The organism is Beduini sp. (assembly GCF_047239305.1).
Taxonomy (GTDB): domain Bacteria; phylum Bacillota_I; class Bacilli_A; order Erysipelotrichales; family Coprobacillaceae; genus Beduini.
In genome coordinates this window covers 25,578-49,724 of sequence record NZ_JBKTEM010000008.1, presented here as the reverse complement: position 1 = coordinate 49,724, position 24,147 = coordinate 25,578, and the positions used below count along the sequence as shown (strand labels likewise).

The 24,147-nt window shown below is 33.2% G+C and carries 20 protein-coding genes; 3 read left to right on the top strand and 17 right to left on the bottom strand.

Annotated elements, in window-relative coordinates; all coding sequences use genetic code 11:
* Positions 1-44: 44 nt before the first annotated feature.
* The 3 genes from ACLRVU_RS11080 to ggt are packed head-to-tail and all read right to left on the bottom strand — an operon-like array spanning position 45 to position 2,789.
* Positions 45-617: a chromate transporter gene (locus ACLRVU_RS11080; RefSeq protein ID WP_412891899.1), complete on the bottom strand. Its 573-nt coding sequence runs from the start codon at positions 615-617 to the stop codon at positions 45-47.
* Positions 614-1,159, bottom strand: a complete 546-nt coding sequence (locus tag ACLRVU_RS11075) for a chromate transporter (protein ID WP_412891898.1) — start codon at positions 1,157-1,159, stop codon at positions 614-616. Before ACLRVU_RS11075 ends, ACLRVU_RS11080 begins: the two co-directional genes overlap by 4 nt.
* Before the next feature lie 19 nt (positions 1,160-1,178).
* A complete protein-coding gene (gene ggt / locus ACLRVU_RS11070; protein WP_412891897.1) occupies positions 1,179-2,789 on the bottom strand; it encodes a gamma-glutamyltransferase in 1,611 nt (536 codons plus the stop codon).
* Positions 2,790-3,582: 793 nt separating this feature from the next.
* Between ggt and ACLRVU_RS11065 the strand changes: the two genes are divergently transcribed.
* Positions 3,583-3,990, top strand: coding sequence for an Hsp20/alpha crystallin family protein (locus tag ACLRVU_RS11065; RefSeq protein ID WP_412891896.1), 408 nt, complete (start codon positions 3,583-3,585; stop codon positions 3,988-3,990).
* 108 nt (positions 3,991-4,098) lie between these two features.
* On the opposite strand, the gene ACLRVU_RS11060 is transcribed toward ACLRVU_RS11065, so the two are convergent.
* From ACLRVU_RS11060 to ACLRVU_RS11045, 4 genes are all read right to left on the bottom strand, one after another.
* A complete protein-coding gene (locus ACLRVU_RS11060) occupies positions 4,099-4,590 on the bottom strand; it encodes an N-acetyltransferase family protein (protein WP_412891895.1) in 492 nt (163 codons plus the stop codon).
* A 91-nt stretch (positions 4,591-4,681) separates the two neighbouring features.
* Positions 4,682-5,431, bottom strand: a complete 750-nt coding sequence (locus ACLRVU_RS11055) for a GNAT family N-acetyltransferase (RefSeq protein ID WP_412891894.1) — start codon at positions 5,429-5,431, stop codon at positions 4,682-4,684.
* Positions 5,432-5,603: 172 nt separating this feature from the next.
* Complete coding sequence (locus tag ACLRVU_RS11050; RefSeq protein ID WP_412891893.1) at positions 5,604-6,089, bottom strand: pyridoxamine 5'-phosphate oxidase family protein; 486 nt, start codon at positions 6,087-6,089, stop codon at positions 5,604-5,606.
* Positions 6,090-6,286: 197 nt separating this feature from the next.
* The gene (locus tag ACLRVU_RS11045; RefSeq protein WP_412891892.1) at positions 6,287-6,760 is read right to left on the bottom strand and encodes an LURP-one-related/scramblase family protein; all 474 of its coding nucleotides are present in this window, start codon (positions 6,758-6,760) and stop codon (positions 6,287-6,289) included.
* Positions 6,761-7,272: 512 nt separating this feature from the next.
* Between ACLRVU_RS11045 and ACLRVU_RS11040 the strand changes: the two genes are divergently transcribed.
* Complete coding sequence (locus ACLRVU_RS11040) at positions 7,273-8,058, top strand: MurR/RpiR family transcriptional regulator (RefSeq protein ID WP_412842484.1); 786 nt, start codon at positions 7,273-7,275, stop codon at positions 8,056-8,058.
* Positions 8,059-8,140: 82 nt separating this feature from the next.
* On the opposite strand, the gene ACLRVU_RS11035 is transcribed toward ACLRVU_RS11040, so the two are convergent.
* A complete protein-coding gene (locus ACLRVU_RS11035) occupies positions 8,141-9,361 on the bottom strand; it encodes a hypothetical protein (RefSeq protein WP_412891891.1) in 1,221 nt (406 codons plus the stop codon).
* A 195-nt stretch (positions 9,362-9,556) separates the two neighbouring features.
* On the opposite strand from ACLRVU_RS11035, the gene ACLRVU_RS11030 reads away from it, so the two are divergent.
* A complete protein-coding gene (locus ACLRVU_RS11030) occupies positions 9,557-10,882 on the top strand; it encodes a PTS sugar transporter subunit IIC (RefSeq protein WP_412891890.1) in 1,326 nt (441 codons plus the stop codon).
* 287 nt (positions 10,883-11,169) lie between these two features.
* Here the strand turns inward: ACLRVU_RS11030 and ACLRVU_RS11025 are convergent, their stop codons facing one another.
* The 9 genes from ACLRVU_RS11025 to ACLRVU_RS10985 all read right to left on the bottom strand — a co-directional run bounded on the left by ACLRVU_RS11025 (position 11,170) and on the right by ACLRVU_RS10985 (position 23,530).
* Positions 11,170-11,610: a GNAT family N-acetyltransferase gene (locus tag ACLRVU_RS11025; protein WP_412891889.1), complete on the bottom strand. Its 441-nt coding sequence runs from the start codon at positions 11,608-11,610 to the stop codon at positions 11,170-11,172.
* Positions 11,611-11,652: 42 nt separating this feature from the next.
* Positions 11,653-11,958 (bottom strand): DUF1905 domain-containing protein, encoded by a 306-nt coding sequence (locus tag ACLRVU_RS11020; protein ID WP_412891888.1) that lies wholly within the window; start codon positions 11,956-11,958, stop codon positions 11,653-11,655.
* 199 nt (positions 11,959-12,157) lie between these two features.
* Complete coding sequence (locus ACLRVU_RS11015) at positions 12,158-12,595, bottom strand: hypothetical protein (RefSeq protein ID WP_412891887.1); 438 nt, start codon at positions 12,593-12,595, stop codon at positions 12,158-12,160.
* Between the two features lie 9 nt (positions 12,596-12,604).
* Positions 12,605-14,110, bottom strand: a complete 1,506-nt coding sequence (locus ACLRVU_RS11010; RefSeq protein WP_412891886.1) for a DNA methylase — start codon at positions 14,108-14,110, stop codon at positions 12,605-12,607.
* A 1,343-nt stretch (positions 14,111-15,453) separates the two neighbouring features.
* Complete coding sequence (locus tag ACLRVU_RS11005) at positions 15,454-15,810, bottom strand: VOC family protein (protein WP_412891885.1); 357 nt, start codon at positions 15,808-15,810, stop codon at positions 15,454-15,456.
* 42 nt (positions 15,811-15,852) lie between these two features.
* A complete protein-coding gene (locus tag ACLRVU_RS11000; RefSeq protein ID WP_412891884.1) occupies positions 15,853-16,959 on the bottom strand; it encodes a hypothetical protein in 1,107 nt (368 codons plus the stop codon).
* A gap of 285 nt (positions 16,960-17,244) precedes the next feature.
* A complete protein-coding gene (locus ACLRVU_RS10995; protein WP_412891883.1) occupies positions 17,245-18,720 on the bottom strand; it encodes a glycoside hydrolase family 1 protein in 1,476 nt (491 codons plus the stop codon).
* Positions 18,721-19,148: 428 nt separating this feature from the next.
* Positions 19,149-20,858 carry a phage tail sheath family protein gene (locus ACLRVU_RS10990; protein WP_412891882.1) on the bottom strand — a complete coding sequence of 570 codons (1,710 nt, stop codon included), beginning with the start codon at positions 20,856-20,858 and terminating at the stop codon, positions 19,149-19,151.
* A gap of 932 nt (positions 20,859-21,790) precedes the next feature.
* Positions 21,791-23,530 (bottom strand): type III toxin-antitoxin system ToxN/AbiQ family toxin, encoded by a 1,740-nt coding sequence (locus ACLRVU_RS10985; protein ID WP_412891881.1) that lies wholly within the window; start codon positions 23,528-23,530, stop codon positions 21,791-21,793.
* Between the last annotated feature and the right edge of the window lie 617 nt (positions 23,531-24,147).

Genomic DNA, 24,147 nt, shown 5'->3' with positions numbered 1-24,147 from the left:
AAAGTAATATTTTATCAGTGTATAAAGTTTTCTTATACTTTTCTCTAAGCACCGGCAAATTGGAAAATGATCCCTGCTGCCGCACTTAAAGCAATAAGTACAATCGGATTCCATTTTGTTTTTTTTGACAAAATATAAAGTACAACCCCTAATAGGATAGCAGGTAATACGAATAGATCAAGAACTTGACCTGTCTGTTCAAAGGCAGGTATATTGACTAAAGACACTTTGACAACACTAATTCCGGCAGCCGCAATCATCGCCAAAGAAGCTGGTCTTAATCCTAAAAAAGCACTTTGTACATGTTTATTTTCTTTGAATTTTTTAAGCAGATTCGCAATTACTAATATAATAATAACAGACGGTGCCGCAAGTCCGATTGAAGCAATCACTGCGCCGAAAAATCCCGCTGTTGTAAATCCTGCATAAGTAGACATGTTGATTCCGATTGCTCCCGGTGTTGATTCAGCGATAGCGATCATATTGACAATATCTGCATGTGTAAACCACTGCATTGTATCTGACAAATGATAAAGAAATGGCAATGTCGCTAATCCGCCGCCAATAGAAAATAGCCCTACTTTAAAGAATTCAATAAATAATTGTAACAGAATCATTGTTCGTGGCTCCTTTCTAAAGCATTAATGACGATTCCTGCCACTGCAGAAGAAATAACTAATAGATATAATGGTATCTCGGTAAAAATTGTTAATAAGAAGATCACCGCAAACAACAAAAATGTAGTCCTGCTGATGATTGATTTTTTCCATAAACGTTCCACTGCATTCAAGATCAGTACACATACACATACTCGAATTCCGGCAAATGCATTTTTAACAACGGCATATTCAGAAAAGTTATTTAGAAAAAGGGCAATGATAATAATCAAAATGATAGGGATCGTAATAAATCCCAGCGTTGCGATAATACCACCAAGAATGCCTTTTCGCTTATTGCCAATAAAGGTGGATACATTTAGTGCGATAATCCCCGGTGTACATTGACCGATAGCAAAGTAATCCATCAGTTCCTCATCACTCACCCATTGTCTATTTTCTACTAGCTCCCTTTGAAGAATGGGCAGCATGGCATAGCCACCGCCAAAGGTAATACTTCCTATTCGAGCAAAAATTAAATATAATTGCCAAAATTCTTTCATATCAATATCTCCATTTCAATTATACTTCCGGCATAGCAGCTCCATCCGCACGTGGATCACTGCCGCCCAATCTTAATCCATTTTCACGAACCTCTATGATTTGAGATGCCCCGGAACAAGTAAACGGTTCAATAATAAGCAGTTCATGTCCCATTTCTTTAAGGCGATTCAACACTTCTTCTCCTACCTGTGATTCGATTTTTAAAACATGGGAAACTGATCCATCACTATGAATCGTATGCATATCTGCCCATTTTCCATGTTCTACAGAACTTTGCACATCCAGTCCGAAATCTAACAGATTGCAGACAACCTGCATATTCCATTGAGGCTGGTTATCTCCTCCAGGAGTATTTCCGATATATCTTAAATTATTGAATTGATCTGTGATCAGATACGTATTTAAAGTATGCATCGTCTTTTTTCCGGGAGCAATCACATTTGGATGTCCTTCTTTAAGGTTAAAGCCTGTTCCCGCACGATTATTCAATAAAATACCGGTACCGTCAACAATTTCTCCTGAGCCCCATGTAGCAGAAATACTATGTATGAATGATACCGCATTTCCCTCTTTATCAATTGCAATCATGCTTGTAGTATGTCCTAAATCCGGTTCAAATATATCTGATTCATTCAAACAGCTGTCCATCTTGATCATTGACGCGATTTTACTTGTATATTCAGTACTTAATAGCTGTTCGATTGGGTTAGTAACAAAATCAGGATCACCAAAATATTTCATACGGTCATGGAAGGCAACCTTTTTTGCTTCGACCATCAAATGAATCGCTTCAGCGCTGTCCGGCTGGTATTTTGACATTTCAAATTGATTTAAAATAGCCAACTCTTCCAAGTGAATAATACCTTGTGAAACCGGTGGTGTCTGATAAACACGGTAGCCTCTATAATCTACTGAAATAGGCTCTAGGATATCACAATGATAGTTAATAAAATCTTCTTTTTCAAATAGACCGCCTTTTTTCTTAGAATACTCAACAATTTTATCAGCTAGTTCCCCTTTATAAAAACCATCTCTCCCATGTTTTTGCAAATAGCGAATACTATCTGCATAATCTTTATTATAAACAAGATCTCCAAACTCATATGGCTTCTTTTCATTTAAGAAAATATCACTTAAATTCTTAAATTTGCACATTTTATCATAATCTGTGTGCATGTGTCTAACCACTTTTTCAGATACGGGAACACCGTTTTCAGCCAGATCAACAGCATCTTGACTTACCTGTTCAAAGCTCATTGTCCCGTATCTTTTCAAGGATTCAAAATAAACATCTACCGCTCCCGGTACAGCTACTGATAAGATTCCATCTCCCGGAACTCTTTCATAGCCATTATTTTTAAAATATTCCAAGGTTGCATGTGCAGGTGCTCCTCCGGAACCGTTTATTGCTGTAATTTTTTTCGTTTTAGCATCATAGTAAAGCATGAAAGCATCTCCACCCAATCCACACATATCCGGCAATACAACCCCGCTCGTCAAAGCCATCGCAATACAGGCATCCATCGCATTTCCTCCCTGATTTAATACTTTTAAACCAGATGCGGAGATTAATGTATGGGCGGAAGAAACCATCCCTTTATATCCACTTACAATTCCTCTATGTTTCATCTTGATTCCTCTCTCTCTTTATTTTTATAGAGTCACTGGTACCCTATAGATATAGTATCAAATTTCCGCCTAATAAAATTAATATTAGCCGTCAATAAACAATCACCCTCAATCCCTGATAAACATGGGAACTCTCATTTTGATCCCTATCTCTTGTATCATGAACCTTAGCTCTCATTGAGGTTCTAAATTTGCATAGCTTTCTTAAAGCGAAATGATATTCAGTCTATTTATAGTGACTCTACTTTAAATGGTGTTGAATAGTGCTGTAATCGATACAACGATCACGATAATTATCTTCCAACAAAAATTTTTAGATTATACGAAGTTCCCAGTATCTTAATTTCAGCTTCATAAGATCAGATTTTCTTTTTAAAGTTTTGTTTTTTACTTTCCTCCCATAGTATATTTATAATTTATTATAACGAATTCTAAAGGCTTTCGTATCAATATCTTAAATTATGAAACATGTTTCATACAGCGGTACAATTTTCAAAAATTAAAAAAAGATTTTCTCTAGTAATAACGTCATTCTTACTTTTTCCGTAGTTTCAATCCATCATTCTAACAAACAAAATATGCTGAACAAGACAAGTAGAATAACTCCCATAATTTTTTAAACTATTACATAAAGCTTTATTTTTAGCACTTAAATATTGACAGTGCTAAAAATTATGATATAATAAAATTGTAGTTAGGAGAGGTATCCTAACGAGGTAGTATATTTCATTTCCCAGCGTTATTACTGAGAATCATTTTGATGAAAAGTTATAAAAGAAAGAGGCGATGTTTTATGAAATTCCTACCTGCAATTGATTCTTTATTTGATGATTTATTCCATGATCCATTCCAGCATGTTTCAACGGAACATATGCGTACGGATATTGTTGAAAAAGATGGAAATTATTTATTGAACATGGAACTTCCCGGATATAAAAAGGAAGATATTCAAATGGAACTAAAAGATGGTTATTTAATTATTAATGCATCCAAAGATATTAATAATGAAGAAAAAGATGAAGAAGGACATGTTATTAGACGTGAACGCTACAGCGGCAGCTGCACGCGTAACTTCTACGTTGGTGACAGTATTAAAGAAGAAGATATTAAAGCATCATTTGATAATGGTGAATTGAAGATTTCAATTCCTAAAGATACGATAAAACAAGTAGAACAGAAGAGATACATTCCAATAGAATAAAGTAAAAAGCGCTAGAGATATAATTTTCTAGCTCTTTTTTGTATAATCATGATCTTCATCAACTAAGAGAGTTATACAGCGATAAACTCTTCTAAGATCTAAAATTTCTCAGTCTTCATAGATGTATCTGATTTCTCTTACTTCTTTACCACCCATTTCAACATTTAAATAATCATCAGTTGGTTTAAATCCTATCTTTTCATAAAAACATCTTGCTTTCCTGTTTTCTTCAAGCACCCATAAAAAGATCTTACGATCCCCTAGCCTTTTTAATTCTTTTAATGCAAAATTAATCAGTGTCTTTCCATATCCTTTACCCATATAAGCAGGCAATAAATAGATCGAAATAATTTCACCCCAGCCCTTAAACTGTTCTGATTGAGAGTGACTAAAACTGCATGTTCCAACCATTATATCACCTTCCATACAAAGTAAAATCTTTCGGTTCGGATTGGCTAAATGGGGTATCCATTGTCCATCTGAAAGGGAATTCAAATAGTCTTGAGGAATCATGCCTTGATAAGCATATCTCCAGCTTTCTGCATATATTTTGCTTATTACCATCCTATCGTCTGCAGGCGTTATATATCGAATTTTCATTCAAGATCTCCTTTATAAATTTCATATCTATTTCATTCTCTACATGACTCTTATTTACCTAGGATAAGATCAAAAATATTTCTAATGTTTCTTATTTTTTCATTATTCTTTTTATATACGTGGCATCTACTAAGTTGACTGTCTCAAATTTACCCTTGTAAAAGACTGCCCAATTATTAAACACACAGGGCAATGCCTTGGCTTTTTCCAATGTATCTACTAGAATCCAATTAACAGGTATTTCATCTAGTTCACAATATTTTTTTATCCTTTGAATATATTGATCGATATAAGGACATTGCTTATCATAATAGATCGTCAGTTCGTTACTCTCGATTTCCATCTTTTTCGCATTAGGTGCAAATTTAGGTAACGTTCCATCAAAAGAAAGAGCAAGCAGATCATATCCATTTTCTGTCGTATCTACCACTTGAAAACCAAATTTTTTCGCAAAGGACTGATCCGAAAGCCAACCTTTTTGTTTTTTTGCCCCTAGCATGCAGATACCGGATTTTCCTTTCTCTTTCGCATCCGCTATACAGTACTCCATCAGTGAGCTTGCATAGCCTTTCCCTTTATGAGCGCCATCCACCCATAAACAATACATATAATAGTAATTGTCACCTATAATCGGAGTCCATGCCGTTTCACAAGGCGCATATTCTATAAACACAGTCGCCTTCTCATTCAGCTTTCTAAAAACATGTCCTTCTTTCAACCGATCTGCAAGCCACTGACGTTTTCCTTCTATGCCCTGATGGACTTTCTTTGTACGGATGATACAGCTTACGTGTTCACTCGCCAGATTTTCTGGGATTAAGTTTATAAATTCTCCTTCCATATTTATCCTCCATTTATCTATTTATAATTATCTCTTTCATTACTATCATCAGTGTACCATATTTTAGATTTAATGGTGTAAATCAAACAAAAAAAGCACTTATTTTGTAAGTACTGATCTTCTCATTCTAGCCTATTAAAATAGTGATGAATGATAAATTTAAATATTTAACTTAATTTGTATCTTGGATTTCTTTTTTATTAACCAAGTCAAGATGATAGTATACAGCCCCATGATCTCTAAATATTACAGCCTGAGTGATGTAGATCGCTAAAATAACACAGTTTTCATTTTTTTCATCGTTTGCATCATCGTACCAATCACTGAACGCTTTACGCAATTTCATTCTAATATCTGCATTTTTAGGATCTAAAACCCATCCCAAATTCCCACCAATCCCTTTTCCTGATATCCCCTCAAAATTCACTGCAAAGGCTACTTCATTATTTTGTGCAATCTGCTGCATTTTATTGGATTTTCCCCAGGTTGAAACATAAAATACACCGTTTTCATAATAAGCGTCTACATCACGAATACAAGGGCGTGGTTTTCCATCCGAATTTAATTCCAATGCAACAGTCGCAAGACCAATAACATTATCTTTTCCGTTTCCGCAGCTTTCCTCAATTAATTTTAAACCCTCTTCATATCTGTTCACCTTTAAATCCTCCTTTTTCTTATTCTAATTATATCAAGCTACAACGCAATAAGATGAGTTGAGACAGCCATTTTCATAAGTACAGTATGAAATTGTTATGTTCCATTAATGCTTCAAAATACAAACGAAAGAATAATGATACGATCTTATGTGATGAAATAGCGGCAACTAGGCAACTATGAATAAAGTTTTTATATTTAATTACGACGTGAACATTTTTCCGCATCAATGGCTAAAACAATCATTAAAACATACAATGCATTTTGTGGATCCAGTACGTCAATCACATAAGTATCCGTGAGATGAAACACCTCTTTGGAAACAGTCGCAATCAAATGGGAATGGGCATCTGTAATCTGATAATCCCATTGCCATAAGTCTCCATTAACCTGCCAATCGTTACAATCAAGGCGAAAAACAGGCTTGAAAAAAGAAAATTCCTTATAAATACGCCCGATATACTGATTTTGAACATACATATTAAACTTAGGCAGGAAAGTCAAAACCTCTTCTTTGATCGTCCCAATATGCTCATCATGATCATTATGAATATGAAGGCAATGCCCCCAGCTTAATTTGCCTTCAACAGTATATAAAACTTGTTGATTTTCACCATATATATCATAACTATCCAGCCATGAAAAAAGTCTTTGTTTAAATAACAGTCTCATAGTAACCTCCTTTTTACTAATTCTATCATAAAACAAATAAAATTTCCTAATCCTTTATTTTTAAATAAGGTAATGTCCATATTGGTATCTAAGTTATGGAACCTATCAAATTACCAGTCCATTTTTCATAGCAGAAGTCATTTTCAAAATATCTCACCTTTTAATTCAAAATGATAAAACTGTTTTTAATGAAATAGTTCGTTCTTCTGCTTTGCTGCATTTTAGGACAAATATTACTTTAATGCGAAATGACAGCAACAATCATATCAATATTTCCATTAGTGACAAGACAGCTAGGATTAAATATTATGCTGTATTTCATAATAATAAAAGGAAACTCTTTTAGTTTCTTAAAAAGGACATAAAATATAGGCTGAAAGAAAATAAAAACATAATGAAGGAATATTGATCTTATTTTAAAAGTAATACCATTGAATTTGATTTCCTTCTCAGACAAAATTTTATATACTATTCCTTTACTTTTTAGTACAATATTAAAAAGAGGTGGTTTTATGGACCCGTTTTTGAAAATGGAAATGAATATTGACAACTTTTCTAAGAGTGATTTAAGAATATATGAAACAATCAAAGCTGATCCGGAAATAGTTCCCCGCAACAGCATTGTCGATTTGGCAAAAATATGTAAAGTGTCGCAGCCCAGCATTACGCGCTTTTGCCAGAAACTTGGTTTTGATAAGTATGCCGATTTTAAATTTGCGATTTATTCTTACGCGAAAATTAAAACCAGTGAAAAGGAATCAAGTGGAAATTTTAATCTGCCTGCCATTGAAAACTATATCAGTTTATTAAAAGATCTTGATCATATTATGACAAAAGAAAGATTATTTGAACTAGCACGATGTATCTTCAAATCAAAGCATATTTTTACTACCGGAGTAGGTCAGAGTTTTCTTCCCGCCCGCTTGTTTGAAATTAACTTAAGAAAGCTCGGGCTTTATTCAAGCAGTGTTTCATATACTGAAATAAGCGATATTAAGGAGATTGTTCAAAAAGACGATCTTATCATCGTGTTTTCTGTTCGTGCCTCAAAAGGTGCTTTAGAAGCTCTTTATGATAGTTTAGATAATGAATTTAAAGCTAAAGTACTGCTAATTACGATGACACAAGCTAATAAATATAAAAATAAAGTCGACTATATGGCAGTGCTGCCTCCTGCTGTACGAAATGATTATTCGTTAAGATTAGAAAGTCAGGTGGAATTCTTCGTTTTTGTAGATTTACTGACTTCTCATTTAGCTTTACTGATTGATAAAGAAAAACATGATACGACATTATAAAAACTGCAATATGTTAGAAAATATTTTCATCTGTTGATGCAAGATGAATTTAAATTGTTCTTTCATTGCAGTTTTTTTATATCTATTTATTTTTTAATAATTGATCAATCTTAGTTGTAATTCCATTTATTAATGTTTCCACAGTTCCTTTTTTAGTAATTGCCACATAGCTTTCAAAATATTTTCCATAATCTTCCTTATCCACCAAATAAGATACATAGTTGTTGCAATAGGTGATGATGATGACATGATAATCATGATATTTGTGTTTAAGTGCTAAACCTACTTTTGAAACCAATTCTCCAGGAATCGTGACGATAAGAAGCTTATTAAAGACATAGACATGACTCATCAGATCACATTCTATCTTTCCCCTACTCATTTTCATCTCTAAACGATGCAGCAAGTTTTTTTCAAAGCGATACTTTTTTAAATCATTGTTTAAATCCTGCTGGATACGTTTAATTTCCCTATTTGTCCATTCATCCTGTTTAATATCAAACGTCGTTTTAAAACCAAATGTTCCTTTGCCAATAAAAGCTATCTCGATTGGCTCCTCTTTATGATTAATAATCTGCTTTACCACTTTTTCTGCAGTCAGCTCTACAACATTCGATTGCTGATTTTCTCGATAAAATCGTGTACTGACATCACCGCAGGCACCGTTAAATAAAATAACCGGAACATGATAATAAGCAGCTAATTGTTCACGTATATTCCCTAACAGATCGGAAGACAGCAACAGATTATCACCATTTAAAATAGTCGGATGACATGCCATATTCACTAGCATCGCCACTGCCTTTTCCTGCTGATAAAAGGTCATCGTAAGAACTTCCTTATCCTGACTTCCACCTTTAATATTACGGTTTCCATAGCAGCCATCTATTAATCCTGTACGGTAAGTACACGTCACTTCCTGTAAGTTATTCATACATAGCGCAATATCTTCTTTAAAATATTCAAAAGCTTTCTCCTTCAATTCTTCCTCACACGCTTCATTGCATGTTGGCAGTTTAAAAATTGCCGGAGCAGAATGTGTATGAATGCAAGAAAGATTAAATTGATCGTCACATACACCATATTCCTCTTTACAATAATCTGCCAAAGCGTCTCTAAATTCTTTTTCTATACAAATTGTATCGATGGAACAAAAAATCAGTATCTCTTTGTCAAATTTCATTACACAGCTGATCATATCGATTTCATCTAAAACCCCTATACTTTTTTGCTGTCGCTCATAACCGCCCATAAAGCAGGCCTTGTCCGGGGTAATATTTCTTTTTTGTATTGCAATATCCATTTTTATTCCTCCTGTATATTTTATTCTTTATTTTTTTAAATATTAACGTATTAAATATTTATATATTAAACATAATAGCATTAAATCGCCATTAAATCAATATTATGAATATTTTATACTATTTATATAAAAATATATTGAATTAATTATTAATTTATAATAGAATAAAATTACAAAGTGAAAGGGGATACAAACATGGATAATCAAAACTTATTTATTACTAAAATTCAAGAAAAAATTGAAGAGTTTATTTTACCTACAGCATCTAAGTTAAGCAGTCAACGCCATCTTGCTTCCATTCGTGATGGTTTAACGTATTTAGTACCATTTACCATTATTGGTGGATTGTCGATTTTAATTTCTTCACCGCCTGTCAGTGCTAACTTGCAAGGAACAAACTTCTTTTATCAGTTTATGCTGGCATGGAAAGATTGGGCCAGCCAATATTCTAATATACTGATGATTCCTTACAATCTGACCATCGGTATTATTTCCATCTATGTCGTTGCGGGGATTACTTACAAACTAGCTTCTCATTATAAGATGAACGCCATCGCAAATACACTTGTCACAACCTTTATTTTTACCTGTATATCGGCTGCACCGGAAGCCTATAAAGTAGGTGAAGCAACAGTGAGTGCCATTCCTACGGCACAATTGGGTGCTTCCAGTATGTTTGCCGCTATCATTGTCGCTATCGTGGGAGTAGAGATCAATCATTTTTTAATTGAACACAATATAAAAATCAATATGCCTAAATCTGTACCGCCTAATGTATCCGGTCCATTTGAAGTCTTGATTCCATTGATCGTTTCAACTTTTATCTTCTTTGGAATAAATCTATTATGCACTTCTATGACCGGAGCTGGACTAACACAGTTGGTTTTTAAAATCTTCCAGCCATTACTATCGGCAACCGGATCACTGCCTTCTATTTTATTTATTACATTATTAACGCAAATCTTTTGGTTCTTCGGAATTCATGGCAACAACATGGTAAGTGCAGTTGTTACCCCTGTCACTACCGCTAATATTGCTTTAAACCTAGAAGGTTATAACGCCGGAAAACCAATGACCGCTATTTTCGCGGGTTCTTTCAATAGTATTTATGGAGGTTGGCTTACCTATACTGCTATCTTGATTACATTAATCATTTTCTGTAAATCTCCGCAATTAAAATCAATCAGTAAGGTAGCACCGATATCAACCGCATTTAATGTTAATGAACCACTAATTTTTGGTATTCCTACCGTTTTAAATGTCTATACATTTTTCGGAATAACCCTGAGTTCATTACTTAATGTTACTATTGCCTATATCTCCATGAGTACAGGTATCGTGGGTAAGATGTATTTAACCGTACCATGGACAACCCCGGCGCCACTTGCTGCTTTCCTTTCGACTATGGATTTTAAAGCCGTGATTTTATGGGCAATTCTATTAGTACTGGATATTGCGATTATACTGCCTTTTATGAAAATGTATGATAAACAGCTTATTAAGGAAACGGTTGAAAGTTAGATAAAATAGTTTTATATAAAACCATTATTTAGATAATGATACATTCCCCTTTGCTGAATAAATCGGCAGAGGGGATTTTACTATGACAAAACTTAATAAAAACAACATGGCTGACAACTAAAAGTAAGAAAGAACAATGTTATTATTTTAAGACAGAATTATACAATAACATAAAAATACACGACAACTACCGCTATCGTGACTTGTATCCTGCTTTCTAATCTATTGTATCCTGATCTATTCTTCTCATATAGTTATCTCTTTTCCTCTTTATAAATTGGTATATATTAGCGTACCTTTTTAAGATAAATCATATCAATGAGTTGTTTACCGTCTTCAAACATGGGGTGATTATAGTGATCAACAAAAAAGTTTTTTACTCTATGTGATTCTATAAAGCCGCAGCTATGGTAAAAAGAAAGAACAGAAGGACAATCTCCGGTTCCAACAAATAAGACCCTGCAATCCGGATATGAAGCAAATAAAGATTCGATGAGAGATTTACCATATCCCTTTCGCTGCTGACCGGGCAATACTGCAATATTTTTTAGTTCATAAACACCATCAGCCTCTTTTGTAACCACACACTCCGCTTTAATCCCATCATCCTGTAAAATAAACATATCTCCATGGTCAAGGTATAGATCAATCATATTTTCCTGTTCATCAGCCAATAACAATAAATCTAAATAATCTTTTTTCCCACTCATTACTTTTTTTATATACATGATTGCCTCCAATATGATTTAATCCTTCTAAAGATGAGTTAATTAAATCAAGATGACGATATTTACCTCTTGACCGCATATTATCTTTTCTTTTTTTCTAATTACAGCTTTTAATGGGAGAAAATAAGTCCCTTGTTTAGTATCATACCAAATAGAGGTTTGCCACTCGCTATTACCAATTTTAGCGGTAATTCTCATTCGTCCCCAGCCTTCTTCCAAATGTTTAAAATTATCTCTTATTTCTTTTGATAAAGCCTTGGGGAAAGGAACAATGGTCCAACCACCTACATCATTTGTAGATGAATATAAATAAGGTTTCCCGATAAATTTATATCGCATTCCTTCCATCATCATTTCTCCTTCCCGCACTCATTTTAATTATTTCTATGTCTCATAAAGAACTTTCATGTACCCATTATAGCATTGACCCACTACTAAGTCATTTTCTTTTATAAGGAATTAAAAATATCACTCTCATAAGTGATATACAGAAAATATTCTAAACTCTGATTAATATAATCGATCAGATTAATTGTATAAATAATACTTAACCATTGTACTCATTGGAACTTGATAGTATTTCAATTTGACAGATATCACTGATCTTAACGATAGTTCCATTTAATAATACAATACGTTTTTCACAGGAATCGACCTTTTTTACTTGCCCGGTAATTGTGATATATTTTCCTCCCGTTTTAATTAAATCAGCAATAAAATACGTGATTGTGACCTCTGGACAATCATCAATGTTTCTAAGCAGCTGTTGTAATTTCCTATTAATGATCTCTTGCTGGCTTGCATCAAGCTCTTTCTTTTGAGTAGTTAAGCGTTCAGCTTCCACAATTCGTTCTTTATGTCCGGTAAGGGCTGCAAAGGGAGCAAACTGAATAGCACGAGCCTGTCTTGCCATCTGCGGATGTTTCTTAGTAACAGGTCGGGGCATATTGATAATATCCTCATAACGATGTATATCTTTTTTCATAGTTTATCTCTAAGCCTTATGTCCGCCAATCGTTTTATTACGAGTAATAGCGGTTGCTCCTTCTTCAAGATCCATTACCTTTAGAACTGCGTTCTTTCCATATTTTTTCTTAATCGCTAATGTTGCCAGTTGTATTCTTTTGTCTTTTTCCAATTCTTCTTTTTGCTTTTTTCTTTGTATTTCTATTGCTTCATTATCCTCAAATAAATTCATTTGCTGAACAATCTCCTGATTTTGGGTTTCCCCCTCATACCTTACATGATTGGCAGAAATATTGATTCTTCTGATATACAATTTTTTATCCACAACCTTATCATAAGCGCTTAAAACTTTTTCAATAATATAACTAGAAGATGAGGTAAACATGTCAAGCTGAATACTTTTATGAGCATGTTTAGGTATTTTGCGCCCATAGTAATCTGTTGTTATTTCTCCTCTATATAAAGAACTGTGATCTGCAAGGTTGTCTTTATCATAACCGACAGTAAGTATTATTTGATCGGTCACCAGCTGTTTATCAACGAGATCAAGGGCAAGCTGATCCACCATCTCGATTACCACCAGTCTTGCTTTTTTGAAGTCGTAGGGATCACTCAATACCTGTCCGCTGCCGATGCTTTGATTTTCGGGACGGTATGCCTTAATATCTTTCATAGAACAGGACTCATATCCCCACGCATGATCAATCAGCAGCTCCGCATTAATGCCAAATTCATCATATAATAAATCTTCATTATGAAGGGAGCATCTTGCAATATCCCCCATCGTGTATAACCCTAATTTCTCCAGTCTTTTTGTATAACCTCTTCCTACTCGCCAAAAATCTCTTAATGGTGTATGACTCCATAAATATTGACGGTATCGTGATTCATCGAGCTGTGCAATTCGGACTCCATCTTTATCCGCTCTAACATGCTTTGCCATTATATCCATTGCGACCTTGCATAAATAAAGATTTGTTCCGATCCCAGCTGTTGCCGTAATTCCTGTGGTTTCGTATATATCTATAATAATCCTTTTTATAAATTCTTTAGCTGTCATTTTATTTGTGTGTAAATAACTTGTGATATCGACAAAAACTTCATCAATAGAATAAACATGGATATCCTGAGGTGACAGATATTTCAAATACACCTGATATATTTTTGCACTGTACTCAATATAAAAAGACATTCTTGGCGTTGCCACTATATAAGAAAGTTCTAAGTTAGGATCTTTCTGCAATTCTAAATCATCAAAGGAAACTCCTGTAAATTTCCGCCCAACTGCTTTTTTTAACCGCTGATAATTGATTTCTTTTACTTTTTGAACAACCTCAAATAATCTTGCTCTGCCGGCTAACCCATACTTTTTTAAAGATGGCGAAACGGCGAGACAGATTGTTTTTTCTGTTCGGCTTGAATCTGCAACTACTAAATTAGTTGTTAAAGGGTTTAAGCCTCGTTCTTGACATTCAACCGATGCATAAAATGATTTCAAATCAATTGCCGCATAGATCTGATGATCCCTTTTCATCTTATTTCCTCCTATAGACACTCTATTCATTATTATTTTAACATTATATGTTATATTTTACATTTTTGAAGCAGTATCTCTATAAGAAGTATTTGCTCATTAACCCCTTTTTAACAAAAAATAGAGATTATTATTTAAAGAATATGTTAAAAAATATTACGATCTTATCCACATAGAACTCATAGCTGTACAGTAGTATAAAATCATTTCCTATTCTATCACAGTAGAAATTTAAGACGAAACATGGTTTATACTCTCTGAAAATATATAAAAGCTTTACAAATAATATCAGCCCTCTTTCCTATATTTAAAGCTGTTTGTATATAAAAAAGCATAGCCTTTATGAATGTTGGTTATGCTTTTTTAATGAATATATTATTATTTTGATGCTTCCTATTTCTTTAGATAATAAGGATAAAAATATCTATTGCTTCAATAATTGGCTAAGGTGTAATCATATGCACAATTCATAATGATTTGAACACATATCCAATTCTGATACATTAGATTCTTTAATGTATGTGCCATTTCTCTTATTCTTCCATTTTCCTTCTTCTCTTTAGATCCTATAGCCTTACGTCAAATCTTGTGCTATCAATGTGTATTCTTATTAAAGATTATCACCTTGCAGCAAAATAGTTTTAATCAAACGCATTTTAGCTATTTAGATATTTTTTCATAATCATCAATACGTTTAACAAAGAAAAAGTTTTTTTCATATGTAATGATATGATTATTATCCAGCCAAACACCCTCCTCGACTATTACATGATTTCCGTATATATTGCAAATATGCAGCCTCTTTCAAAAAGCCAAAAGAATAGACCACTAAGAATCACACCAAAGACAAGGATCCTAGAACAGCTCCCACTTTCTTCAGCATTCTATTTAACAAATTTTTATCTTCTTTAAATCCATATTTAAACAACATCCTTGCAGATATGATAATGGGATCCAACAGAAATATAATTCTTATAAAAATAAATATGTTTTTCCAAATGGCAGCCAGCAGCTATAGAGGAACCGATACATAGGAATATTATAAGATAAAATATTACAACAGATACAGTTAGCCTATTGCTGTTCATTTTATGCCCCCTCATTAGATGGTTTATGTATTTTACTATCTGCTCAATCTATCCTTCATTTCATTATATATTCTATTTTTATTTAGTTTGAAGATTCTAGTTTAAATATTGAACTGATCTTATTTTCCGTTCTTATTATGACTAAACTGCAATAGTTATAGAGGTTAAAAAAATAGAATCATAGTGATTATAGAACCTACTGATTGATGAATTTTATGGTTTAACCTCTCCTTAACGATAAGTTAAAATAACTTCTTATATACCAAATTCTACAATAATACCGTCTGGGTCTTGAACTCTAAAATGTTTTGGCTTTGGTCCTTTCTCAATAATTTCACTAGGCGAATATCCTTTCACTATTGCTTTTTCACGTATTTCTTCAAGGTTTTCTTTCACTTCAAAACTCATCACCATTCCTTTAATTAATACTTTATCTGCATGATCAAATTGAATGAGTTCCAACATTGTTTGACCTTCCTGATTTGCCAAAAACACAATTTTTCCAGCTCCTGGATTCATTTCTCTGATTACCTTTAATTCAGCCAATTCCTGATAAAAAGCTACCGATTTTTCAATATCTCTTACCATAATTGTTAAATAATTTAATTTCATAACCTTCTCCTTTTTCTGATGATCCTTATCCATTATCCCTTTTTATATTAAACTATCGATTTCCTTAGCCAGCTTTGGTTCTTCTTCCATAAGCATATTTAGGAAAGCCGTTGTCTGTTTTTCTTCGCTCCGATCAAATGCTCTCAATAAAGTTCTGATAGCTTCACTGCCATATTTCTGGTAAATCTTATAATAAAGCAGAGTTCCTGTTTCATGAACATCATTCGGTCTATGACCATCTTTAGGATTCAATCTCCAATCACCCTGATAGTTTTCTTTTTTTATTTGGATCAGGTGCTCAAAATAAGCCGGGTGATATTCTTCTTCGTATAATAATGCACTCCATTCTGCATGAGTCTCATTCAGCCAGTCCTCCCACGAATGCATATCCGCACCCACTGCATAAGCATGTGCCATTTCATGAGCTAGTTTATGAATTTCTTTCTTTAGATCCTTACTAACTTCACTAAAAACAATAAGATTATCGCGCTTATATGCCCCTAACTGGAATTTTTTTGGAAGAAAGACAATTGTATTAAAGTTCAGTTTATTATTTTGATACAAAGATAGATAAAATTGATAAATAGAAGTGTATTCCTCAAAGAATAATTGCAGAATTTTTTTATATTCATCATTGAAATAATATAAGCTTATCCCATCATTTTCCAAGCAATGAGCTTTTGCTTTGTTAATCAACATGATATTACAGTCAACTAAGCTCTGATTTTGCGTGGTATAATGCCAACACCTTGCATCACTATCAAAACAGCCATTAATTAACTTATAAGCTTCTTCACATTTTACAGTCAATTCATATTCTTCCATAACATCAAAGCCAATAGGATACCAGCCGTTATATAGGCTAAAATGATAAATCTCTTCCTGCATAAATAAAAGATTTCCTTCCAAAATACCATAATATTCAAAACTTAGAATTCCCTTCTCTAATTTTGATAAGGTATATTTTTTCATAGGTGGCCGAAACTGAAATTCATACGGTTCTACAACCGGGAAAACTTCTGTTTGATTATTTTTAAAATGAAATACCTCTAATGTGGCACCTAAAGCAAAAGAAAAAGAATCGCTCGATACCATTATTTGGCATTGAACTGTTATTTTATTCTCTTTTATCTCCAAATATAACTGCATGATCTCACACTCGCTTTCGTGTTTCCTATCACTCATATTCTATCATAAATGAAATAGCATAAATAGATGAAATGATGACACCTAGTGAATAGTGCATGAAATAGTTTCCTTAATCGTGATGACTTAGAATGCCCTAAAAACATGATAGCTAATTCCTTCTTCGTTTTTATGTATAGTAAAAAAGCTATACCATTTCAAAACTAAAACAGCATAGCTTCTATTTTTTATTGGCAGTTAAATAAAGAACCCCTTACAATATTCATCAATATAGAATACTGGTTTGTTTTAATCTAGATTTTCACCATTGCTGGCGATCACCTTTTTATACCAATAAAATGAATCCTTTGGGCTACGTTTCATTGTACCGGTTCCATCATCATGTTTATCCACATAAATGAATCCGTAACGTTTTCTCATTTCACCGGTACCCGCTGAAACTAAGTCAATACAACCCCAAGTCGTATAGGCAATCAAATCCACACCATTTTTTATTGCTGTATCCATTGCCTGAATATGATCTCGATAATAATCTATACGATAACTATCATGAATAGATCCATCTTCTTCTACGGTGTCAAAAGCTCCTAATCCATTTTCTACTACCATCAGAGGGATTTGATAACGATCATAAATCATTTCCAAATAATATTGTAATCCGTCCGGATCGAATGCCCAACCCCAGTCTGAATATTTAAGGTATTCGTTTCTTGCTCCGGTAGTGAAGTTTCCTCCCACTTTATCTTCGACTTTATGCGTTGTTGTCAGAGAAGACATGTAGTAAGAGAATGTGTACATATCGACTGTACCCTCTTTCAAATCAATCAAATCTTGTTCCGTAATATCTAATTCAATATCATGTTCGTTCCATAAACGTTTTGCATAAGTTGGATATTTACCAAAGCATTGAACATCACCACAGTAGAAAATTGATTTTTCCCACTGATGTCTATTAGCTAGAATATCTTTAGGATCACATGTAGCCGGATAACTTGTGATCCCGCAAATCATACAGCCGATCATATTTTCTGAATCTATTTCATGTCCCATCTTAACAGCATGGGCACTGGCTACAAATTGATAATGCAGTAACTGATAAGCTCTTTGATAATCTTCTTCTTTGGCGTCAAAGAATAAACCTAATCCCATAATCGCATTATTAATTTCATTGAAGGTCAGCCAATATTTGACTAATCCTTTATATTCTGTAAAAACAGTTTTAGCATAACGGTCAAAGAACTCTATTAATTTTCTATTAGACCATCCGCCATATTTTTCTACTAAGTATAATGGCGTATCAAAATGCCAAATTGTGACTAAAGGTTCAATATTATATTTTCTTAATTCCTTAAATACATTGCGGTAAAACTCAATTCCCTTTCGATTAGGGGTTTCTTCATCTCCGTTTGGGAATATTCTAGACCAAGAGATAGACATTCTAAATGTCTTGAATCCCATTTCAGCAAACATTTTAATATCTTCTTTATAATGATGATAGAAATCAATCGCATCATGATTAGGATATAAACATTCTTCTAAGCAAGCAAAACGTGCTCCCTCAGGTAATTGAGCCTGCCCTTCACTCGTCACCATTTTACAATGATTTCCATCTTTATCAATATAAGTGACTTGACGTCTTGTGGTTACTGATCCACCCGTTGTAACATCTGTTAAAGCAGGACCACGTCCATCCACATTCCACGCTCCCTCACATTGATTGGCAGCTGTAGCACCACCCCATAAAAAATTTTTAGGAAAACTCATTTTTTTATTCCTCCTTTTTATTCCTTTATATAATTATCTCACAATTTTATAAAACTACAAATATTTTTATTTTATCCTCTGACTGACTTTTTAAATGTTCCTAAATACATTCTCAAACTCATGTAATTGATGTCATATAATAAGATTAGCTTTGATAAAAAAAGCAAATTCCTTCTTGATATCGTTTCTTCTATCTTTTTAACAATTTGTTTTATTATACTATTCTCCATATATCTTTTATCTGCTTCATTATAGCAAAATTGGTTACAAGGGTATGACTGCAGACTTTTCACATCGTCCCTTTAGTAAAGTAAAAAAAGTAGTGCATTTTTAATAAATATCTTCTTAATTTTGACACTATAGTTTATCCTGTATTTCGTAATCTATTTTATAACTCCTTTTATTTTGTTTTTCTGATTCTATTTGCATTAAGCATCTGCTTCCATTTCTAGAGTAATTTTAAATATCACAAATTCTGCCGGGCGAATAGGTGCTACCCCCATAACGCAGATGAGACGTCCGTTTAAGATGTCATCTTGTGTCATTGTTGTTTTACCGACATTTACAAAGAAAGCTTCTTCTGTAGTAGCCCCCATTAATGCGCCATTACGCCAAAGAGTCGTTAAAAATATTATAATTGTTTTCTGGACTCTTTCCCAAAGAAGCTCACCATTAGGTTCAACCACTGCCCATTGAATATTTGATCGAATAGTTTCTTCGATATAAATGAATAAACGACGAATATTGACATATTTCCAATTAGAATCAGAGCTTAATGTACGCGCTCCCCATACTCGGATGCCACTTCCAGGAATAGAACGGATTAAATTTATCCCTTTAGGATTCAGCTTTGCTTGTTCAGCTTCATTATAGCTGACAGACAATTTTGTACAGTTTCGAACGATTTCATTAGCAGGAGCTTTATGCACTCCTCTTTCATGATCACTTCTTGCATATATTCCTGCCATAGTCCCTGATGGAGGTAAAAAAACCGGGCGATTTTCCAATCGATCAAAACATTCTAACCATGGATGATACATAGCGCCGTAGCTTGAATCAAAATGAGAACGATGATCTAATAGCTCATCTACTGTTTTTGCAGAGAAAGGCATATCCAATATGGCAAAACAATTTTCTCTCTTTTCACAATATGCAATTAAAGCAGACTGTACCTGAGGAGAGGTGATACCCGGGATACACATTATACTTACGTCTGTCACTTCTTGAAAAGCATAAAGTCCACTGCTCTTACCAGGACCATGGTCTTCACCCAAATATATTGATAGATCATCCTCCACGCTATTGGTTGTTCCTTGAGTGAAAGCCATCTGATAAACATCATCCGCACAAAGTATCTGATCTAACTCTTGATAGGCCGCCTTATCCGCTTCTTTTTGATCCAATTTAACATTAATAAGCTGTGATTTTGCCACTATTTTATCCCAACTATTCGATAGATCTTGCTGCATCGATACGCCAATATAAGATTCCTCAAATTCATCAATTCCTACATGTATGTCATATTGAATGGCATATAAATAACTTTCGGTTAAAGAGGTATCTCCTTTTTTTAATGGAGTATCTAGGGTTATACATTGATCTTGAATTGACAAGATTTTATAGAACGATCCTGCTTTCTCACCATCAGTGAACTCTACTAACTCACCTACACAAAAGACATTTGCCTCTCTCACAATATAACTGCATGCCGCTGATCCTTCGCCTAAGACCGTCCCCTTCCGCCCATAGTTTCTTTTAATTTTTAGTTTCAGTTGGTTTCCCCACGAACCAACATTCGCACTTTCTACATGAATCGATATTGCCCCATCTATATCGTGAACGGCACAGGTATCTTTAGGGTTGGCTACTCGCATGATATAGGCGGCAGTTCCGCCATTTCCAAAAAACTGTTCAACGCTGTATGCCAAATAACGCTTTTCTTTAAAGCTACTTGGAACATATTTACCAAATAATCTTAGATATTCTGCGAAACTTGTTACTAAGATAGGTTTATCAACAATTGGTCCTCTTTGTGCAAGACCGATAAATCCTGCTCTACTCGTGCTTACCCCCTCTAGTAACCTTACATCGCTGTCAAACTCTTCTACATAAACTCCCGGTGATAAATATTCTGCCATAATCTTCCACCCTTTCTGAACTTCTGTTCGTTATCATCTACTTTTATACGTAATTAAACATACCCATTTATTAAAAAAAGCCAAAAATCATTTCAATACCTGAATGAGAGCTTTTCTAAACAATATATCATTGTGTTATTTTGTTTCCTATCATAAATCCTGTTAATATTTTATTCGGTAATTATTTCAGTTTTACTAACAGTCTTTTTAATTAAAACTATTTTTTAGAGTCAAATTTCTAAGAATTTAATAAAATCTTCCTCCATCTTTAACCCTTCTTTATTTAATTATACTTAACTTAAAAAGAAAAAAACATCTTTATTTAAAAGACTTTCTTCATTTAATATTAAAAAATATATTATATCTTATAAATATATTTTTAACATCAATCTATCATCACCTTTTTATCTAATATATCTTTAATTTCATAACTTTAATTCATTTCCATAATTTTCTATACTATGCCAAATAAAATCTATGCGATTTGTAACCAACCGAGCGCTCTTTCACTACTCTCTTTAAACCTCAAAAACAAAAAAACCCCATAAAATGGGGTTTTGAAACGCTCTGAGGGGTCCTGAGATGCCCTGAGAGGTCCATGCAGTTGATAAAACTTGATTGTAATTATCTCTTGCTTAGTTACAGTCCTAGAGTTTTCAAGGGTTTTAAGGCATTTTGTAACCACCCCGTAACCAACCCAGCCCTTTTTTCCAACTACTATACCCTCTCTCCAACTTTTTATTAGTATTGTCATCTATGAGGTTCCCACATAAAGTACAATTTAAACTGTCTTAAATTATTGTTATTCATACAAAATATAACATATTAGATTTTAATTCATTGTTCAATCTCAATGATATAATATTGTCAGAGATAATCTGTTTCTAGTCACTCTACTTTTTCTATTAGACTAGCACAAATTCATTAGAATATTAATTTTTAAAATTTAAACTCAATTTTTTTATTCTTTCTCTTAATCCGCTATACGTTCTCTCTATTCTTTCTGTACTTATATGAGATACATATTGATACGAAATGAGTAATTCTCTCCATTTATCTGATACAGTATATAAACTATCAAAATCAATTTCAAATTTTATACAGTCCTTTATTTTTTGAAGAATGACTTCAAAATCAACTTCTTTCTCATTAAAGAAACTACCATAAACACTATTAAAATTCATCTCATATACTCTTTTTTGAGAAAGCAATGCTTGACCACTATCAAAATTTGGAGCTATCTTTTCCCATTCCAATGTTTCTACGTTTCTAATGACGCCAAAATTGCCAAGATGTCGATCTACATTTGCAATTATGTAATCAAGCACAAACATTTTAGCTATATTTTCTTCTACATTTTTTAATCTGTTTTCTTTCAAAATATTTACATACGTCTCATAAACATTTTTATTTGTAGAAGCCATATCTATTTCATTATATTTTAAAATTGAATAAGCTGATAGTAACTCTGTATTCTTATCTACGAAGCATTCACACTTTGATAAAACCTTTCCATGTAAGATTTCTAATGTATAATTTATATAATCGAGTTCTAATACCTCACATATCATGCTCGCCAGAACTTCATTAAAAGGTTCCATACCTTTTTCTTTATAAGACCCCTTTAACATATATCTCTTTCCATTGTCTCCTACAACCCAGGTCTTTTTCAACATTCCATCTGAAGTATTATTGGGTGAGTATAGATCAACTTGTTTTATATCAAAAATTCTGTTTTCAAAAACAGCCTCTTCATAATCCGAACTATTAAAATCATTCTCAAAGAAATTAATATCTTTCCAATCCATGATCATATTTGCAGGATTCATCCAATATTGATCTGATAATGATAATCCAAAAGCTTTATTCAATAGTGTATCTTTATTTTCAATACCAATATTATCTAAAAAATCATCAAGTCCGTCTCTCCATGATGGTATCCCTCTGCCTCTAAACCATTCTGTCATTGCAATAGGGGTCATGATTCCATTTTCAAAGCACTCTAATGGTGCATATTTTGTATTATATAACTCAATAATCCTTATGACTCTTTGTTTCTCATTATCAAACTCTATCCTCGCTATTTTCGTGTGTTTATTCATCAAATAATATTCTGTCACTCCATTTATATTTGGATTAGTCAAAAAATATTGTGAATCAGGAAAACGATTGTAATGTTTATGATAACGCTCTAATTCCCAGCGATTGGCTACAATCTCTAATTTTTGAAAGTCTACTGTAGCAGCTAGATATGCTTGATGATATTTTCTGTTTTTTTGGGTGTATAACCTATTTGCTGCCTTTAGAACTCTATCCATTTGTATACGTAGGTATTCTAACTTTTTTTCATGAATTGATACTTCTTTCTTTTCAAAATCACTCATTTCCACTGGCATTAAATCTTTATATGGAATTGGAAACATATTGGAGAATAAACATTTTCCAATATAATCATGTGTTTTCATATCAAACATTCTAAAAATGGCTGGTGTTGTTTTACGTAAGTTATTCTTTTCATCATAATCTGAACTGCTTATAGAATCAACAGGCAAGAAATAAATCATTTCATTTAAACGTATGACAATACCAATCATATTTTTTGTATTTATAATATTATTATCTAATGAATACATATATTCTAAATAATTCGGATTTGGTTTGAAAAATCTCATTGAAATTCCTCCTTCATTTTATAACAAAAAACAGAGACAGCATGAGGCTTATCCCTGTTTTGTAGTCTGTTTCATCCAACTTAGGCTATGGTTCTCCGATTTAGTAGTTCCAACTCAGGCTATGGTCCTCCGATTTTAATAACTTTACTACCCTTATAATATAACATGTTCTTGTTAAAAAAGTAAACATATTTCTCTAAATACACTTGTTTTTTAAGCATAATATTAAAACAGACTATATATTAAGTTATGTTACAAAACAAATCTTTTATACCTTAATTTTGGAAATTATTGAATTAAAATCCTAATATACCATCTATGTAAGGTGATAAAAAGCAAAAAAGGCAGATTCTAACTTATCTGTCTGAGCATAGCGACTAATAAACCTATCTGTCAACCAATGTTCACCAAAGACAAGGGTAGCCTGTAAGTAAACATATCTGTGAAACATTTAGACCGACAAAAAAGGATTCAAACTAAAAAAATGATATAAAAACATTACAGTGCCATCTAGAAATAGAACTTACATTAATATTCAAGCGCAACAAAGCACACCCCATTATCTATAGAGGCGTGTGTTTTCATATCAAACATTCTTAAAATTGTTGGAGTGGTTT

Excerpts from the sequence above, each read along its gene's own strand:
- ACLRVU_RS11075 (WP_412891898.1), bottom strand. The coding sequence starts at position 1,159 with ATGAAAGAATTTTGGCAATTATATTTAATTTTTGCTCGAATAGGAAGT.
- ACLRVU_RS11035 (WP_412891891.1), bottom strand. The coding sequence starts at position 9,361 with ATGGATATTGCAATACAAAAAAGAAATATTACCCCGGACAAGGCCTGC.
- ACLRVU_RS11020 (WP_412891888.1), bottom strand. The coding sequence starts at position 11,958 with ATGGAAGGAATGCGATATAAATTTATCGGGAAACCTTATTTATATTCA.
- ACLRVU_RS11040 (WP_412842484.1), top strand. The coding sequence starts at position 7,273 with ATGGACCCGTTTTTGAAAATGGAAATGAATATTGACAACTTTTCTAAG.
- ACLRVU_RS10995 (WP_412891883.1), bottom strand. The coding sequence starts at position 18,720 with ATGAGTTTTCCTAAAAATTTTTTATGGGGTGGTGCTACAGCTGCCAAT.
- ACLRVU_RS11005 (WP_412891885.1), bottom strand. The coding sequence starts at position 15,810 with ATGAAATTAAATTATTTAACAATTATGGTAAGAGATATTGAAAAATCG.
- ACLRVU_RS11065 (WP_412891896.1), top strand. The coding sequence starts at position 3,583 with ATGAAATTCCTACCTGCAATTGATTCTTTATTTGATGATTTATTCCAT.
- ACLRVU_RS11060 (WP_412891895.1), bottom strand. The coding sequence starts at position 4,590 with ATGAAAATTCGATATATAACGCCTGCAGACGATAGGATGGTAATAAGC.
- ACLRVU_RS11045 (WP_412891892.1), bottom strand. The coding sequence starts at position 6,760 with ATGAGACTGTTATTTAAACAAAGACTTTTTTCATGGCTGGATAGTTAT.
- ACLRVU_RS11080 (WP_412891899.1), bottom strand. The coding sequence starts at position 617 with ATGATTCTGTTACAATTATTTATTGAATTCTTTAAAGTAGGGCTATTT.
- ACLRVU_RS11000 (WP_412891884.1), bottom strand. The coding sequence starts at position 16,959 with ATGCAGTTATATTTGGAGATAAAAGAGAATAAAATAACAGTTCAATGC.
- ggt (WP_412891897.1), bottom strand. The coding sequence starts at position 2,789 with ATGAAACATAGAGGAATTGTAAGTGGATATAAAGGGATGGTTTCTTCC.
- ACLRVU_RS11055 (WP_412891894.1), bottom strand. The coding sequence starts at position 5,431 with ATGGAAGGAGAATTTATAAACTTAATCCCAGAAAATCTGGCGAGTGAA.
- ACLRVU_RS11010 (WP_412891886.1), bottom strand. The coding sequence starts at position 14,110 with ATGAAAAGGGATCATCAGATCTATGCGGCAATTGATTTGAAATCATTT.
- ACLRVU_RS11030 (WP_412891890.1), top strand. The coding sequence starts at position 9,557 with ATGGATAATCAAAACTTATTTATTACTAAAATTCAAGAAAAAATTGAA.
- ACLRVU_RS11015 (WP_412891887.1), bottom strand. The coding sequence starts at position 12,595 with ATGAAAAAAGATATACATCGTTATGAGGATATTATCAATATGCCCCGA.
- ACLRVU_RS10985 (WP_412891881.1), bottom strand. The coding sequence starts at position 23,530 with ATGAGATTTTTCAAACCAAATCCGAATTATTTAGAATATATGTATTCA.
- ACLRVU_RS11025 (WP_412891889.1), bottom strand. The coding sequence starts at position 11,610 with ATGTATATAAAAAAAGTAATGAGTGGGAAAAAAGATTATTTAGATTTA.
- ACLRVU_RS10990 (WP_412891882.1), bottom strand. The coding sequence starts at position 20,858 with ATGGCAGAATATTTATCACCGGGAGTTTATGTAGAAGAGTTTGACAGC.